11 protein-coding genes, 1 other RNA gene and 4 pseudogenes are annotated in these 15,761 nt (G+C 70.8%); 3 read left to right on the forward strand and 13 right to left on the reverse strand.

Annotated features, from left to right (window positions below):
* Positions 1-624: pseudogene (locus G6027_RS01890) on the reverse strand (bifunctional [glutamine synthetase] adenylyltransferase/[glutamine synthetase]-adenylyl-L-tyrosine phosphorylase); the annotation flags it as partial.
* A gap of 19 nt (positions 625-643) precedes the next feature.
* Positions 644-1,984, reverse strand: coding sequence for a type I glutamate--ammonia ligase (gene glnA, locus G6027_RS01895; RefSeq protein WP_179525009.1), 1,341 nt, complete (start codon positions 1,982-1,984; stop codon positions 644-646).
* A 224-nt stretch (positions 1,985-2,208) separates the two neighbouring features.
* Here glnA and panB point away from each other — a divergent pair, with 224 nt between their 5' ends.
* Both panB and pip read left to right on the forward strand, forming a co-directional pair.
* Entirely contained in the window at positions 2,209-3,072 is an 864-nt protein-coding gene (gene panB / locus G6027_RS01900) for a 3-methyl-2-oxobutanoate hydroxymethyltransferase (protein ID WP_182634887.1), read from the forward strand.
* Between the two features lie 17 nt (positions 3,073-3,089).
* On the forward strand, positions 3,090-4,085 hold the full coding sequence (pip, locus tag G6027_RS01905; RefSeq protein WP_182634890.1) for a prolyl aminopeptidase: 996 nt from the start codon (positions 3,090-3,092) through the stop codon (positions 4,083-4,085).
* Between the two features lie 122 nt (positions 4,086-4,207).
* Here the strand turns inward: pip and G6027_RS01910 are convergent, their stop codons facing one another.
* Together G6027_RS01910 and G6027_RS01915 are read right to left on the reverse strand one after the other, a co-directional pair.
* Entirely contained in the window at positions 4,208-5,026 is an 819-nt protein-coding gene (locus G6027_RS01910) for an SDR family NAD(P)-dependent oxidoreductase (protein ID WP_182634909.1), read from the reverse strand.
* 65 nt (positions 5,027-5,091) lie between these two features.
* A pseudogene (locus G6027_RS01915) lies at positions 5,092-6,600 on the reverse strand (NAD(P)/FAD-dependent oxidoreductase); the annotation flags it as partial.
* A 127-nt stretch (positions 6,601-6,727) separates the two neighbouring features.
* Between G6027_RS01915 and G6027_RS01920 the strand changes: the two are divergent.
* The gene (locus G6027_RS01920; RefSeq protein WP_182634894.1) at positions 6,728-8,374 is read left to right on the forward strand and encodes a CYTH and CHAD domain-containing protein; all 1,647 of its coding nucleotides are present in this window, start codon (positions 6,728-6,730) and stop codon (positions 8,372-8,374) included.
* A gap of 75 nt (positions 8,375-8,449) precedes the next feature.
* Here G6027_RS01920 and G6027_RS01925 read toward each other — a convergent pair whose 3' ends face one another.
* The 9 genes and pseudogenes from G6027_RS01925 to G6027_RS01965 form a co-directional block, all read right to left on the reverse strand.
* A complete protein-coding gene (locus G6027_RS01925) occupies positions 8,450-8,590 on the reverse strand; it encodes an SPOR domain-containing protein (protein WP_187702516.1) in 141 nt (46 codons plus the stop codon).
* Positions 8,591-8,695: 105 nt separating this feature from the next.
* Positions 8,696-9,628: a crotonase/enoyl-CoA hydratase family protein gene (locus G6027_RS01930; RefSeq protein ID WP_182634898.1), complete on the reverse strand. Its 933-nt coding sequence runs from the start codon at positions 9,626-9,628 to the stop codon at positions 8,696-8,698.
* Positions 9,625-10,398, reverse strand: a pseudogene (locus G6027_RS01935) (crotonase/enoyl-CoA hydratase family protein); the annotation flags it as partial. The gene G6027_RS01930 and the pseudogene G6027_RS01935, both read right to left, overlap by 4 nt.
* Positions 10,399-10,433: 35 nt before the next feature.
* Positions 10,434-12,080 (reverse strand): acyl-CoA dehydrogenase family protein, encoded by a 1,647-nt coding sequence (locus G6027_RS01940; RefSeq protein WP_182634900.1) that lies wholly within the window; start codon positions 12,078-12,080, stop codon positions 10,434-10,436.
* 83 nt (positions 12,081-12,163) lie between these two features.
* Positions 12,164-12,901 (reverse strand): PaaX family transcriptional regulator C-terminal domain-containing protein, encoded by a 738-nt coding sequence (locus tag G6027_RS01945; RefSeq protein ID WP_241726730.1) that lies wholly within the window; start codon positions 12,899-12,901, stop codon positions 12,164-12,166.
* A gap of 80 nt (positions 12,902-12,981) precedes the next feature.
* An RNA gene (rnpB, locus tag G6027_RS01950) (RNase P RNA component class A) lies at positions 12,982-13,409 on the reverse strand.
* Positions 13,410-13,424: 15 nt separating this feature from the next.
* A pseudogene (locus tag G6027_RS01955) lies at positions 13,425-14,060 on the reverse strand (histidine phosphatase family protein); the annotation flags it as partial.
* An 8-nt stretch (positions 14,061-14,068) separates the two neighbouring features.
* A complete protein-coding gene (locus G6027_RS01960) occupies positions 14,069-14,800 on the reverse strand; it encodes a C4-type zinc ribbon domain-containing protein (protein WP_182634905.1) in 732 nt (243 codons plus the stop codon).
* Between the two features lie 11 nt (positions 14,801-14,811).
* The coding region (locus tag G6027_RS01965) for a Nif3-like dinuclear metal center hexameric protein (RefSeq protein ID WP_182634907.1) at positions 14,812-15,761 on the reverse strand (950 nt) is incomplete at its 5' end.

Raw genomic sequence — 15,761 nt, forward strand, 5'->3', positions numbered from 1 at the left:
CGTGGACGCCACGTCGTGCGCGGCCAGGAGCGCCACGTGGTCGCGGTAGGCCGACCGGAGCACGTTGACAGCTGCGCCGCCGGTGATCGCGGCGCGGTAGGTTCCGACGCTGCGCAGGTCAGCGGTCTGGGACGGAGCGGGGGCGCCCTCGACGGGCTCCTCGGGCGCGGCGTCGACCACTCCCAGCATGTCCGCCAGGACGTCCTCCCGGGAGGGCAGCGGAGAACGGAGCAGCGCCCAGCGGGTGGGCTGCGCGACCAGGTGGTCCCCGAGCGCGCTGGACGAGCCGAGCAGTCCCAGGAGGCGTCCGCGTAGCTGGAGATCGGAGCGGAGAGCCGAGTCCAGTGCGGCCACGCCACTGTCCCCACCGGCGTCTGTGGACGCACCACTCGCGGACGGACCACCCGCGGGTTGATCACTGCCCTGCGCCTGGGCGGCCAGCGCCTCCCTGAGTCGGACCAGCGCCCCCAGGGCGAGGTCCGGGTCGGGTGCGCGCGAGAGCGCCCACAGCATCGGGATCGCGTCCTCGTCGGTCCACCCCAGGTAGTCCAACCAGTCCCCGGCGCGCTGGTCGAGCAGTCCGAGCCGGCCCGGGCTGGGCACCCTGGACCGCGACGAATCCATGCTCACCTCGACCGTCCGGTCACAACGCGAGGTAGTTGCGGAGCTCGTACGGGGTCACCTCGTTGCGGTATTCCCGCCACTCGCGCCGCTTGTTGCGCAGGAAGAACTCGAACACGTGCTCACCGAGTGCCTCGGCGACGAGCTCCGACTCCTCCATCGCGTCGAGGGCCTGCTCCAGACTCCCCGGTAGGTCCGTGTAGCCCATCGCACGTCGCTCGCGCCGGCTCATTGTCCACACGTCGTCCTCGGACTCCGGCGGCAGCTCGTAGCCTTCCTGGACGCCCTTGATGCCGGCAGCGATCATCACCGCGTACGCGAGGTAGGGGTTGCACGCCGAGTCCGGACTACGCACCTCGATGCGCCGCGAGGAGGCCTTGTTGGGCGTGTACATCGGAACCCGCACCAGCGCCGAACGGTTGGCCCGACCCCAGGTGGCGGCGGTGGGGGCCTCGCCGCCGCCGATGAGCCGCTTGTAGGAGTTGACCCACTGGTTGGTGACGGCCGAGAACTCCGGGGCGTGACGCAGGATGCCCGCGACGAACGACTTCGCGGTGGTGGACATCTGGTACTCGTCGTCCGCGTCATGGAACGCGTTGGTGTCGCCCTCGAACAGGCTCATGTGCGTGTGCATGGCCGAACCCGGGTGGTCCCGCAGAGGCTTGGGCATGAACGACGCCCACACCCCGTTGTTCATGGCCACCTCCTTGACGATGTAACGGAAGGTCATGATGTTGTCCGCCATGCTCAGCGCGTCCGCGTAACGCAGGTCGATCTCCTGCTGACCCGGTGCGCCCTCGTGGTGGGAGAACTCCACCGAGATGCCCATCGCCTCAAGCGCCTCGATCGCGTGGCGCCGGAAATGCGGGGCCGAATCGTGCACGGCCTGGTCGAAGTACCCGCCGTTGTCCGTGGGAACCGGCTCGGCCCCGTTGGTGTCGAGGTCCTTGAAGAGGAAGAACTCGATCTCCGGGTGCACGTAGCAGGAGAAGCCGAGGTCGGCGGCCTTGTTGAGCTGCCGACGCAGCACGTGGCGCGGATCGGCCCAGCTCGGACTGCCGTCGGGGTTGAAGACGTCGCAGAAGATGCGCGCCGAGTGCTGTCCACCGTCGGCGTGTGCCCACGGCAGCACCTGGAACGTCGAGGGGTCGGGTTTGGCGACGGTGTCCGCCTCCGAGACCCGCGAGAAGCCCTCGATGGCGGAGCCGTCGAAGCCGATCCCCTCCCCGAACGCCCCCTCGAGCTCTGCCGGCGCGACGGCCACTGACTTCAAGGTCCCGAGAACGTCGGTGAACCAGAGCCGGACGAACCGGATGTCGCGCTCTTCCAAGGTCCTCAGAACGTACTCCTGCTGGCGGTTCATGCCGTCCAACCTAGTGCCTGTCGTGTTACGAGCGTGTGACATCGGGTCCCCGACACGCTCACCGGGCCCCCGTCTCCGAGACTCCCGCCCCATGGCCTTCGGACCCGCGCCCCCCGGGTCGTGGCAGACTCATCGGCGACGGCCGCGCCCGTCACCGCCCCCTGTCCACCCGGGGACCGGCCATCCCGCCGGCCTCGAGGTCACCGTAGGAAGGCCACACCGCCATGAGCGACAACCCCGACACCCCGGTCTATGGTTCCGGCGGCGCTCCGGACAGCGGACCCCGGGGCCTGACGCGGGTGACCCGGATCCACCACCTGGCCGAGCTCAAGGCCGCGGGGGAACCCTGGCCCATGCTCACCGCCTACGACTTCGTCTCCGCGCGCGTGTTCCAGGAGGCCGGGATCCCGGTCCTGCTGGTCGGCGATTCGGCGGCCAACGTGGTCTACGGGTACGACACCACGGTCCCCGTCACCGAGGACGAGATGATCCCGCTGGTGCGGGCCGTGACCCGGGGTGCGCCGAAGGCACTGGTCGTTGCCGACCTCGTGTTCGGCAGCTACGAGGCCTCCCCGGTGCAGGCCGTGACCGCCGCCACGCGGATGATGAAGGAGGGCGGCGCCCAGGCCGTCAAGCTCGAGGGCGGAGTGCGAATGGCACCGCAGATCCGGGCGATCGTCGACGCCGGGATCCCCGTGATGGCCCACATCGGCTTCACTCCCCAGTCGGTCAACGGCCTCGGGGGCTTCCGCGTCCAGGGTCGCGGGGACGCCGCCGACGAACTGCGGGCCGACGCCCGCGCCGTACAGGAGGCCGGGGCCTTCTCGGTCGTCATGGAGATGGTCCCCGCCGACCTCGCCCGCGAGGTCACCGCGGAACTGGACATCGCCACGGTCGGCATCGGCGCCGGCAACGGCTGCGACGCGCAGGTGTTGGTGTGGCAGGACATGGCGGGCCACGGCACCGGACGGACGGCCAAGTTCGTCAAGCGCTACGCCCAGCTCGCCGACACGCTGCGCGACGCCGCCCGGGAGTACGGCGACGAGGTCCGTTCGCGCGAGTTCCCCGGCCCGGACCACTCCTTCTGACGGCGCGGCCAGCCTCGATGAGCCAGCAGACCACGCTCCGCACCCCGTACCCGCGGATCGAGCCGTACGAGACCGGCACGCTCGACGTGGGCGACGGGCAGCACCTCTACTGGGAGTGCTCGGGCAATCCGGACGGTTCCCCGGTGCTGTTCGTCCACGGAGGACCCGGCGGCGGGACCACCCCGGCGCACCGCCGGATGTTCGACCCGGCCGCCTACAGGATCATCCTGGTGGACCAGCGCGGCTGCGGCCGGAGCGCGCCGCACGTCGCCGACGGTGCCGACCTCTCGGTCAACACCACATGGCATCTCACGGCCGACCTCGAACGACTGCGCGAGGCCCTGGGGATCGAGCGCTGGCTGGTGTTCGGCGGCTCGTGGGGAACGACGCTCGCACTGGCCTACGCGCAGGAGCACCCCGATCGCGTCCGGGGCCTGGTCCTCCGGGGGATCTTCCTGTGTCGGCAGTCGGAGATCGACTGGTTCTACCGGGGCGGTGCGGCCCACCTCTTCCCCGACGCGTGGGAGGGCTACCTCGCGCCGCTCGTGGCCGCCGAGGGCGCCGATGCGGTCCACCGGGCGGACTTCGACCACGTGGCCGCCTACCACCGCCTCCTGCACTGCGGTGATCCGGCGACCGAGATCGGGGCAGCGCGAGCGTGGACGAGGTGGGAGACCACGACGTCCACGCTGCTTCCCCGTCCCGGGACCGGGGACGACGACGAGGCCGACAGGTTCGCCCTGGCCTTCGCCCGCATCGAGAACCATTACTTCGTCAACGACGCCTTCCTCGACGGCCGGGCCATCCTGGACCGCATGGACAGGATCTCGCACCTGCCCGCCGTGATCGTCCACGGGCGCTACGACGTGGTCTGCCCGGTCACGAACGCGTGGGAACTGCACGCGGCCTGGCCGGGCTCCGAGCTGCACATCGTCCCCGACGCCGGGCACGCGATGGCCGAACCCGGCACCACCCATCACCTGCTCGAGGCGACCGACCGCTTCCGACCCTGAGCTCGCGCTCTCCGCCCGGCGCCCACGCACCCGACCCGGCGAGTGGTCACCCCGGTCCGCATCGGCCCAGGTGGGCGCCGGTGGCGCTGGACAGACGTGACCACTCGTCGAGGGGGGACGGGTCAGACCACCCCGAAGTGACGGGAGACGGCCACAGTGCCCTTCTGGTAGCCGGCCGGGAACAGCCTGACCAGCGCGTCGATCACATGCGCGTCCGGGCCCACCAACACCCTTGCGCGGCGTCGCTCGACCCCGTCGAGGATCACGCGCGCGGCCGTCGACGCCTCCGTGCGTGCGAACTTGGCGTCGAAGATCGTGGCGAAGGTCGCGCTGTCCAGTCCCTCCGCCGCGCCGGCGCTCCTGGCGACCGCGGTCCTGATCCCTCCGGGGTGGACGCAGGTGACATCCACGGGGTGGCCTGCGGCGAGCATCTCCATCCGCAGGGACTCGGTGAACTGTTGCACCGCGGCCTTGGCCGCGTTGTAGGCGTTCTGGGTGGGCACCGAGAGGATCGCGAAGATGCTGGAGATGTTGACGACGTGCCCGTCCCCGGAGGCGATGAGGTGCGGCAGGAACTCCTTGGTGCCGTGGACGACCCCCCAGTAGTCCACATCCATCACCCGGGCGATGTCCTTGTACCCCGATTGCGCGACCGACCCGGTGAACGCGATTCCGGCGTTGTTGACGACGAGGTTGACCACGCCGAACTGCTCGACCACGCGGCCCGCGTACTCCGCGACGGCGGCCTGCTCCGTGACGTCGAGCCGGTCGGAGTGCACCTCCACCGACGACTCCGCCCCCACCAGCCTCACCGTCTCGGCCAGGCCGTCCACGTCGACGTCGCTCAGCGCCAGCCTCGCTCCCCGGCGCGCCGCCTCACGTGCGAGCTCGCGGCCGATGCCGGAACCGGCGCCGGTGATGACGACGACCTTGCCGTTCATCCGCCAGCGGGGACGGCGGGCGGTCAGCCCACCCAGGGCCCCAATCACCCTTCCGATCGTCGCGCTCACCGGAGCGCCCCCTGCCCGGTCGGCACCGCGGCGGGTTCGTCGATCGCGGTGCGGCGGTAGGCGCTCAAGTCGAACTCCCTCGTCTGATTGCGGAATGAGAAGGTGAAATCGGGCCACACGGCCGGGGCGTTGCCCTTGGCGTCGAGATACCAGCTCTTGCACCCGGTCACCCATACGGTCTCGCTGGTGTTGTCGCGCAGCTCGCGGTTGTAGCCGTTCTGGACCGCCTCGCGGACCTCCACCGTCTGCAGGCCGCGGTCGCGCATGGTGCGGATCGCATCCACCAGGTAGTTCAGCTGGGATTCGATCATGTAGATCATCGACGAGTGTCCGAGGCCCGTCGCGGGACCCACCAGGACGAAGAGGTTGGGGTACCCCGCGACCGTGGTGCCCTTGTACGCCTCCATCCCCTCGCTCGACCACTTGTCCGCCAGGGTCCGGCCGGCCGCGTCCCGGACGCGCTCGAAGAACGGGGAGTCCGTGACGTGGAACCCGGTGGCCACCACCAGCACGTCCGCCGGGTGCTCGGCGCCGTCCGAGGTGACGATCCCGCTCTCGGTCACCCGGCTGATGGGTGTGGTCACCACGTCGACGTTCCGGCGGGCCAACGCGCGGTACCAGGAGTTGGACAGCAGGATGCGCTTGCAGCCGATCTCGAAGTTCGGGGTCAACTTGGCGCGCAGACCGGGGTCACGCACCGACAGGGCCAGGTGCGCGCGCCCGATCGCCTTGATCGGGGCGAGGGCCGCCCGGGACCGGGTCAGTCCCACCACCTGGAACTCACGGCTGGCGTACTGCAGGGCCCGGACGGCACGCTGCAGCCCTGGGACCCGGCGGTAGAGGGTCCTCTCGAACCGCGGGTACTCCCGGTCGATCCGCGGCAGAACCCAGGGAGCGGTGCGCTGGTAGACGTCCAGGTGCTCCACTGTCGGGGCGATGGACGGCACCACCTGGATGGCGGAGGCGCCCGTCCCGATCACCGCGACACGTCGACCGGCCAGGGGGACCGAATGGTCCCAGCGGGCCGTGTGGAAGACGGGGCCGGCGAAGTCGTCGATCCCGTCGATCTCCGGGAGCCGGGGCTCGCACAGCGCGCCGACGCCCAGGACCAGCACCCTCGCGTCGTACTCCCCTGCCGTCGTACCCACCGCCCACCGACCGCGGGCCTCGTCGAAGCGCGCGGAGGTGACCTCTTCGCCGAACCTGATCTTCTCCCGCACGCCGGCGTCGTGGGTGACCCGGCGGATGTAGTCGTAGATCTCGCCCTGCGGGGAGAACGCACGCGACCACCCCGGGTTGAGGGCGAAGGAGTACGAGTACAGGTGGGACGGCACATCGCACGCCGCCCCCGGGTAGGAGTTGTCGCGCCACGTGCCGCCCACGTCGGCGCCCCGCTCGACCACGATCAGGTCGTCGACTCCGTCCTCGGTGAGTCTGATGGCCGCCCCGAGACCGGAGAAACCGGCCCCCACGACGAGAACGTCGACGGTTGTCGTCTGATCCACTTCTTCTCCCAACGACGAGCATGTGATCCGAACCACTGGGATCTTACCCGCAAGTAAGTCCGATGAGTGGCGAGCCGGCCTGGACGAGCGGGACGCCGTGTTCACCCGGGCCTGATACAACCAGTCCATGACGATCAGCGAGACGGTGGAGATCGAGAGCAAGTTCGAGGTCGACCCCGACACCCCGGTCCCCACCGCGGACGCCTTCGCCCCACTGCTGGCGGACGACCCGGTGGTGCACGAGCTCTCCGCCACGTACTACGACACCGTCGACCTCTCCCTCACCCGCCACAAGGTCACGCTCAGGCGCCGCACCGGCGGCGACGACGCGGGCTGGCATCTCAAGCTCCCGTCCGAGGCGGGACGAGTGGAGCTGAGACTCCCGCTCGACCACGGAGACGACGTCCCGGCCGAGTTCGTCGCGGCGGTGGCCGGACTGGTCCGCCGCCGACCGCTCGCGCCCGTGGCCCGCGTGGACAACCGGAGGCACGTCGTGATCCTTCGCGACCCCGACGGGGCGGCCGTCGTGGAGTTCTGTGACGACCACGTCACGACGGAATCCCTCGTCGCCGCGGGCGCCTCCGCGGGCGCCGCCGGGGACTGGCGGGAGTGGGAGGTGGAACTGGTCGATCCGTCGCAGCCCCGGGCTCGGGACCATCTCGCCGCCGTCGCCACCGCGTGCAGCTCGGCCGGGGCCACGACCTCGTCGTCGTCGTCCAAACTCGCCCGCGCCATCGGCCCCCTCCCCGACCCTCCGGAGAGGGGCGTCTACGCCGTGAAGGACGCCCTGCGCGAGGACCTCCACCGGGTACTCGATCACGACCCGGCGGCGCGACGCGTCACGATGGTGGGGGTCCACCAGATGCGGGTCGCGGTCCGCGGACTGCGCAGCACGATCAGCTCCTTCGCCGAGGAGCTCGAGGCTGAGACCGGACACACGGACATCGACCTGGCCGCGCTGCTCGAGGAGCTCAAGGTGCTCGCCGCCGTCCTGGGAAAGGTGCGCGACATCCAGGTGGTCGACCACCGGCTCGGGGAGCTGGCCGCCGAGTACCCGGAGGACGTGGTGAGCGCGTTGACCAGGCAGCGGCTCCGCGCCGAGCTCGGGGCGGAGGAGCGGCGGGCCGGTGCGCGGGTGACCGCGGCACTGGGTTCCGAGCGTTACCTCGACCTGATCGACCGGCTCCACCTGCTGGTCGAGCTCGCCGGCACCGGTCCCGACGCACACGATCGCGCCGACGATGCCCCGCCGGCACCGACCTCGAAGAAGCGCAGGCGCGAGGCGCAGGACATGGTCCTGAGAGGGGTGGACCGGCAGTTCGCCAAGTTCACCAAGGCCCGCACCCGCACCGAACGCGACCTCGAGTCGCTCGAGTTGACCCTGGCCCAGCGCGAGGAACTGACCCACGTGGTCCGCAAGCGCGCCAAGGCACTGCGACGTAACGTCGGCGCACTCCGGGAGGCGGACGGGCTGACCGTCGCCCCACTTCGCACCGCGTGTCAGCGACTGCACACGGTGCTCGGAGACGTCCAGGACAGCGTGACCGCCCGGATGTGGATCCGGCGGATCGCCAGGCGGGCGGAGTCCGCGGGCGAGTCGACGTTCGGGGTCGGGGTGCTCTATGAGCGCGAACGCGGTTTCTCCGAGCGCGCGCTGTCCGGGTTCGAGAGCGACGCCGCCACCGTCACCGCCGCCTACCGCGAGCTGTCGGAGTCCAGACGCGCGGCGCGACGGCGGAAGAAGAGCGGCACGAAGAAGGGCGGCGGCAAGTAGCGCCGCCCGGCCGCGACTGCGGGACCCACACGCGGTTCCCGGTGGTGTTGCCCGGGGGGCTGAGTCCTTCCGGGCTCAGTCCTTCTCGTCCTCCGCGTCCCACGCCTCGTTGCGGGCCTTCACCTTGGCCAGCGCCGCCTCCGCCTCACCGCGGGTGGCGTAGGGACCCATGCGGTTGTCCCAGTTGGTCACCTTGCCCTGAACCGCCTTGCCCAGGGCGATGTCGTAATACCACTGCTCTTCCGTCACGACGGACCTCCTGGGTTCGCTCGGCGTTCCTGTGTCCCGAGCCTACTCGCGGCGGGGTCCCGGATTCCCCGGTTACGGTCGTGTCGTCGCTGAGTTCCCGGGCCCGGCCTGGGACTTGGCATCACCGAACGGCTCGTCTCGCAGCCGAACCGCCTCCCGGAAGCCGTCGGCCGCAGCCCTCGCCTGGAAGGCATATCCCTCCGGCGTGTGGCGGGCGATACCGTCGAAGACGGTGCTGATCATCCCCGACGTGGCCACCCCCTGCGCCAGGAGGGCACTGTTCAGCGCCAGCTTGGCCATCACGAGTTGATTGATCGGCATCTGCGCGATCCGCCCGACGAGATCCTCGGTGCGGTCATCCAGCTGCTCGGGCGGAGGTGCGTCGATCGCGAGCCCCCACTCGTGTGCCTGTCGCCCCGTGATGAGGTCGCCGGTGAACAGCAGTCGCTTGGCGCGTTGGTCGCCGAGCCGGTGCGCCCACATCCCGGACGCCGGAATACCCCAGACCCGGGCGGGCGGATAGCCGATTCGGGTGTCATCGGCACAGATGATCTGGTCGGCGAACAGGGCGATGTCGGTGCCGCCCGCCACCGCGAACCCGTGCAGTTTCGCCACGGTCGGTTTGTTCGCGTGCAACAGGCTGGAGAAGCCGCGATTGAACCGGCTCATCATCGCGTAGTCGACCATCGGGTCCCACGTGCCGGCCGGGTCGTGGTTGCGGGCCTGGACGCCCGGATCGAGAACGGACCCGCCCGCCTCGCCGGGGGCACCGCGGCCCATCCCCTCGGCGAAGATCGACAGGTCGTAGCCGCCACAGAACCCCTTCCCTCGCCCGGACAGGAGGATCACGTGGACCGCCGGGTCGACGTCGGCGCGCTCGACCGCGGACGCGAGTTCGATCGGGGTGTCGACCGTGATGGCGTTCCCGTGCTCGGGGCGATCGAAGGTGATCCGAGCGATCGCCCCGGTCACCTCGTATGTGAGTGTGCGGTACTCGGCGCTCATCGGCTGGTCCCCTCCGTGGTCTGTGTCGCGCCGAACGACCCGTGTCGTCCGGCTCCGTCGGCGAACCGCGCGGCCCCCGCGACGGCACCGGACTGCAGCGATACGAGTCCGTGTCTGTACTCGTTCCCGATCGCCGCCTCCTCGTCGAGGCCCTCCTGTTCGAGAAGCGACAGCCGATCCCGGCGCATGCACTCCTGCGGGAACCGCGCGATCTCGGTGGCCAGGTCGATCGCGGCGGTCAGGGCAGTACCGTCGGCCACCACCCGATTCACCAGGCCGATGTCCAGCGCCTCCGCAGCACTCACCGGGCGGCCGGTGAGCACGAGGTCCATCGCGCGGCTCGTCCCGATCAGGCGCGGCAGCCGCACCGTCCCGCCGTCGATAAGGGGCACTCCCCACCGGCGGCAGAACACCCCCATCACCGCGCTCTCCTCCGCGACCCGCAGATCGGCCCACAGCGCGAGTTCCAGGCCACCGGCCACCGCGTGGCCCGACAGGGCCGCGATCACCGGTTTGCCCAACCGGAGCCTGGTCGGCCCCATCGGACCGTCGCCATCTGCGGCGACGCGGTTCCCCGACTCGCCCGCGATCGCCTTCAGGTCGGCACCTGCGCAGAAGGTCCCGTGCTCGCCGTGCAGCACGGCCACAGAGGCATCGGGGTCCGCGTCGAAGGCCCGGAACGCATCGGCGAGCGCCTGTGCGGTCGGCCGGTCGACGGCGTTGCGGACGTCCGGTCGGTCGATGCCGATCACGGTCACCGGACCCTGCGTCGAGACCGTCACGCCCGGGTAGTTCTCCACGGCCCTCACCCGACCTTCGGGGTGACGCGGTCGAGAATCGCGGAGGTGTCCACGCCGGCCGGCAGCGTACCGAGGACATCGCCGTGATCGGCCCCCAGTCTGCTGACGAGGAAGGCGTCGGCGACCGCCGGGTGGCCGTGGCGGAGCAGCAGGTAGCCCTGCAGGATCACCGCCATGTCCCCGACCACCCGGCGCGCCACGAACTGCGCCTCCTCCGGCCTTCCTGCGGCGATCGCTGTCAACGTCCCGCCCAGGCGATCGACGGCGCCGTCCAGTCGGGAGTCCGCACCCCGCACGGACGAGACCGTGCCGAGGAACGTCTCGACCGTGTCGGGCTGCTTGGCCATGGCCCGCAGCACGTCGAGAGCAGCGACGTTGCCCGAGCCCTCCCAGACCGACAACAGAGGAGCCTCCCGGTAGAGCCGCGGCATCCGGGACTCCTCCACGTACCCGTTGCCGCCCAGGCACTCCAGGGCCTCCGCCGCGTGGATGGGTCCTCGCTTGCACACGTGGTACTTGCTGACGGCGAGGCCGATTCGTCGGAGAGCGTCGGCCTCCGGATCACCCTCGACGGCGAGGTCGGTCAGTTGGGCGAGCCAGAGCGCGACCGTCGTCGACGCCTCGGCCTCCACCGCGAGGTCCGCGAGGACGTTGCGCATCAGTGGCTGGTCGATGAGATCGGCGCCGAACGCGCGCCGGTGTACCGCGTGGTGGACCGCGTTGGCGACTCCGACCCGCATTCCCGTGGCCGAACCGAGCGTGCAGTCGAGCCGGGTCATGTTGACCATCTCGATGATCGTCGCGACGCCCCGGCCCTCGTCTCCGACCATCCAGCCGGTCGTCTGGTCGTACTCGACCTCGCTGCTCGCATTCGACCGGTTTCCGAGCTTGTCCTTCAGACGCTGCAGCAGGAACGGATTGCGCGAGCCGTCGGGAAGCACCCGCGGGACCAGGAAGCAGGAGAGCCCACCCGGCGCCTGCGCGAGAACGAGGAACAGATCGGACATCGGTGCGGAGGTGAACCACTTGTGCCCGGTGATCGAGTACGTCCCGTCGGAGTTCTGCGTCGCGTGGGTGGTGTTGGCTCGGACGTCGGACCCGCCCTGCTTCTCGGTCATCGACATCCCCGCCGTCAGACCGCGCTTGGTGGCCGGCGGGGCCAGAACCGGGTCGTAGACGGCACTCGACAGCAGCGGCTCGAACGTCGCAGCGAGGTCGGGAGCGCGGCGCAGGGCCGGTACCAACGCATAGGTCATCGACACGGGGCACCCGTGGCCGGCGTCCGTCTGTCCCCACACGCTCAGCTTCGCGGCGCGCACCAGATGGGGGTTGGGCCGAGGGTCCGCCCACGGGGCGCCGTGCAGACCGAACCCGACGGCGCGACGCATCAGCTCGTGGTAAGCCGGATCGTAGTCGACCTCGTCGATCCGGTTCCCATACCGATCGTGGGTCCGGAGGACCGGGGGGTTCGCCTCCGCACGATCACCCCACTCGAGGGCGTCGGCGGACCCGGCGAGTCGGCCGACCTCGTGCAGCTCGTCCACCGCGTGGCCTGCCCCGGCCCGGGAGAGCGCCTCCAGGATCACCGGCTGCTCGGCAGCGTCGTACCCCACCAGGGGCGGGACCTGGTTTGTCACCGTGTGCGTCACCATGGACGGAGTATTACATATCTCGGACGATCATATCTAGAGTGTAATTGTCGACGATCCGCCCTGACCGGCCCACCTCGGCGCGGTCAGGTGCCTGCGCCCAGGACGCCGCTTGCGAAGCGGCCGAACTCGGTCCGGAACCGCTGATAGGACTCACGGAGACGCTCACCGGGCCAGTCGGCGGGCAGCAGCTCGGAGGGCAGGAGCGGGTCGTGCAATATGTGCCTGACCGTCGCGGCCGCCACCTCGAAACGCGTGGACAACTCGTCGGCGTGTTCGGCGGCGGCGAGTAGGGCTGCTCCGTCGTGTGCCCATCCCGCCGGGTCGAACAGGCGTGAGGTCAGGGCGTCGACGTCGCCGGTGGGGACACAGGAGAACTCCTCCGACCTGGCCTTCAACGCATCAGAGCGGACGATGTCGAGGTTGGCGGGCCGGAGCCACACCCCCTCGCGCAGTTCCGCGAACCGCAACCCGGTGAGTTCGGACCGCGTCGCCAGTCGTGTCGCCGCGTCAGCCGGAACCGTGACGACCTGCATCGACCACTGACGGTCCCAGGGCCTCAGGGAGGGCGAGATCGCCGCATCCTGCCGCTCTTGCCTCGCGATGAGCCGGGGCGAGAGTCGGTACACCCCCCGGTCCCGTTCGAGATCGCCCGCGGCGACCATCCTGGTCAGCGCGACGCGCACGGCCGATTCCTGGAACCCGAGCCGAACTGCCACGTCGACGATGCCCGCCGCCGTGGACTCCGCGGGGTGCGCACCGAGAAGGGCACTGAGCACGGCCGACCGCGCGGGGAGCTTCATCGGGCGGGCGGGGGCGGGCATGGTCGGAATGATATCCGCGCTGGTCACTGGGAGCCCGACCCACGCAGGCGCCACGCGGACGTCCGAGGACAGGACTGGGGCGAACGAGTCGGCCTGTAAGCCGGATCCTGTGCCCTCCGCGCGCGGAGGGCGACGACCATCCATCTGGGCACACCGTCGCCGGGTACCTCGAGCGGTCCACCCGCGGACTCGGGCGAGCAGCCCTACCGTGCATCGCTGCACACCATCCGCGCAGCCGCACCGCCAGCGGTGCGGCCTTCGACCTTGCTCCGGGTGGGGTTTACCTAGCCGCCCCGGTCGCCCGGGGCGCTGGTGCGCTCTTACCGCACCGTTTCACCCTTACCGCGCTCGCGGGCGCGGCGGTCTGTTTTCTGTGGCACTGTCCCGCGGGTCACCCCGGGTTGCCGTTAACAACCACCCTGCTCTGTGGAGTCCGGACTTTCCTCGGACCTGGGCCTGGTCGCCTGATGGCGCCGGTTCCCCTGTCCGCGGCCGTCCGGCCGACTCGTTCGCCCTGGGGAGTCTAGTCGAGGTGCGAGGTGTCGTTGACCAGGTGTACGGAGGTGGGCCCGTCCGGGTAGAAGCGCACGTCGGACACCGAGGCCAGATCCAGGTGGAGCCGGAAGAGCAGCTCGTCGCCGGCGTCGAGGGCCGCTCGGATCGCCAGTTTGATGGGGGTGACGTGGCTGACCACCGCCACCACGCCGCCCGGGCGTTCCTCGACGATCCGGCGCAGGCCCCGCTCGACCCGGGCTCGGACCACGGCGAAGCTCTCGCCCCCGGGGGGCGGCACGGCGGTGTTCGACATCCAACGCGAGTGCAGTTCGGGGTCCTGCTCGGCGGCCTCGGAGAAGGTCAGGCCCTCCCACTGACCGAAGTCGGTCTCGATGAGGTCGTCCGCGACCACCAGGGGGACCCCCGCCGCGTCGGCGGCGCGCTCGGCCGTGCCCAGACACCTGCGCAGGGGGGACGAGACCACGGCGGACAGTTCCGGGATGCGCGCCAGGCGGTCGGCGGTCCGTTCGGCCTGGACCACCCCCAGCTCGGTGAGGTCGGGGTCACCCTGGCCGGAGTAGCGCCGGTCCACCGAGAGCGGGGTCTGACCGTGACGGGCGAGCACGATCCGGGTGGGCTTCCCGGTGGCGCCCGTCCAGCCCGGGCCGCCGCTCACGAGTTGTCCGTGCGGACCACGATCACGCCGCACTCCGGGCAGGTCAGGACGTCGTCGGCGGGGGCGGTGCGGAACGCGGACACGGTGGTGCGGTCGAGATCCATCGCGCACGCGGAGCACCGACCACCGTTGAGGATCGCCGCCCCCACGCCCGCCTCCTCGGCGCTACGGGTATAGAGATCGAGGAGCTCGGCCGGCAGGTCCTGCGCCTCACGGGCCCGCTCGGCGGTCGTGGCGGTCACGGAGTCCTCCAGTTCGGCGAGTGCGGTGTCGCGGACCGTGGTGGCCATACCCAGCCGGGCGTCGAGGTCAGTGATGATCGCACCGGAGTGGCGGACGTCCGCGACCATGGCCTCATGGCGCTCGGTCAGCTCGGAGAGCTCGGCCTCGAGGTTCTCCTCGCGTCGGTGGAGCGACCCGAGCTCGTACTCGAGCTCGGTGGACTGTCTGTCGGACAACCCCCCGGCCGCCACCAGGTCGGAGTCGGTCGCGCGACGCCTGCGCACGGCGTCGAGATCCGAGCTCAGCTTGGCGATCGCGCGGTCCAGGTCCTCCACGTGGATCCGGGCCCGCGCCGCGGATTCCACGGCCGCGCGCCGCTCGGCCTCGAGAGTGTCCAGTACCGCCTGCTCCGGGAGGGACCTGCGCCGGTGCGCGAGAGAGCCCAGGCGCAGGTCGAGCTCGGCGATGTCGACGAGTCGACGCTGGACGGTGGGATCGGCCTTCATGAGGGCCAAGACTACCGCCCGTCGTCCACTCCTCCTGACGCCACCGTCCACGGGTCGGTACGCAGGTCGCACACGGTCGCCGTCACCCCGACCCCCTCCTCCAGCAGCGCCGCGGCCTGCGCACACCACGGGAACTCCAGAGCCCAGTGAGCTGCGTCGACCAGCACCGGTCCGCCTTCCCGGAGATGCTCGTCCACCACGTGGTGGCGCAGGTCTCCGGTGAGGTACACGTCCGCCCCCGCCGCACGGGCCGCCCCCAGCAGGGAATCGCCCGAGCCCCCGCACAGCGCGACCCTGCGGATCTCCGTGTCCGGATCACCGGCGGCACGGACCCCCCACCGCGTCTGCGGGAGCCTGGCGCCGACGAGCTCGGTGAACTCCACGAGGGACATCGGTTCCGGGAGGTCACAGATGCGGCCGAGCCCGGTGTCCTCGGGTCCGGGGCCGGGACCGGCGTGGTTGACCAGCACGTCCATGGCGGGGACCTCGTACGGGTGTGCGGCCGAGACCGCCCGTCGCACCGCAGATCTGAGTTCGGGTGGCGCCACGAACTCCACCCGGGTCTCGGAAACCCGCTCGGGCTCCCCTACCCGGCCTATCGCCGGATCCGTACCGTCGCCGGGACGGAAGCGGCCGGTGCCCGGCACGGAGAACGAGCACTCGGTGTATCCGTTCATCCGGCCGGCCCCGGCGGCGAACACCGCGCGGAGGAGGTCCTCGACGTCGTCGTCGGGCACCGTCACCACCCACCGGTCGACGGTGCCGTCACCGGTCGGCGCGAGCGGACGCCCGGGGTTCAGTCCCAGCGTCTCGGCGAGGGCGTCGTTGACGCCGGGCCGCGCGGAGTCGGCGTTGGTGTGCGCGGCGTACAGGGCGCACCCGCCCACGACCAGTCGGTGCAGCAGGCGGCCCTTGGGGGTGTCGGCGGCGATCGAGTGCACCCCCCGCAGCAGGGGCGGGA

Source organism: Dietzia sp. SLG310A2-38A2, assembly GCF_014145095.1.
In the GTDB taxonomy this organism is placed as follows: domain Bacteria; phylum Actinomycetota; class Actinomycetes; order Mycobacteriales; family Mycobacteriaceae; genus Dietzia.

Excerpts from the sequence above, each read along its gene's own strand:
- glnA (WP_179525009.1), bottom strand. The coding sequence starts at position 1,984 with ATGAACCGCCAGCAGGAGTACGTTCTGAGGACCTTGGAAGAGCGCGAC.
- G6027_RS01910 (WP_182634909.1), bottom strand. The coding sequence starts at position 5,026 with ATGAACGGCAAGGTCGTCGTCATCACCGGCGCCGGTTCCGGCATCGGC.
- G6027_RS01930 (WP_182634898.1), bottom strand. The coding sequence starts at position 9,628 with ATGAGCGCCGAGTACCGCACACTCACATACGAGGTGACCGGGGCGATC.
- panB (WP_182634887.1), top strand. The coding sequence starts at position 2,209 with ATGAGCGACAACCCCGACACCCCGGTCTATGGTTCCGGCGGCGCTCCG.
- G6027_RS01920 (WP_182634894.1), top strand. The coding sequence starts at position 6,728 with ATGACGATCAGCGAGACGGTGGAGATCGAGAGCAAGTTCGAGGTCGAC.
- pip (WP_182634890.1), top strand. The coding sequence starts at position 3,090 with ATGAGCCAGCAGACCACGCTCCGCACCCCGTACCCGCGGATCGAGCCG.
- G6027_RS01940 (WP_182634900.1), bottom strand. The coding sequence starts at position 12,080 with ATGGTGACGCACACGGTGACAAACCAGGTCCCGCCCCTGGTGGGGTAC.
- G6027_RS01945 (WP_241726730.1), bottom strand. The coding sequence starts at position 12,901 with ATGCCCGCCCCCGCCCGCCCGATGAAGCTCCCCGCGCGGTCGGCCGTG.
- G6027_RS01960 (WP_182634905.1), bottom strand. The coding sequence starts at position 14,800 with ATGAAGGCCGATCCCACCGTCCAGCGTCGACTCGTCGACATCGCCGAG.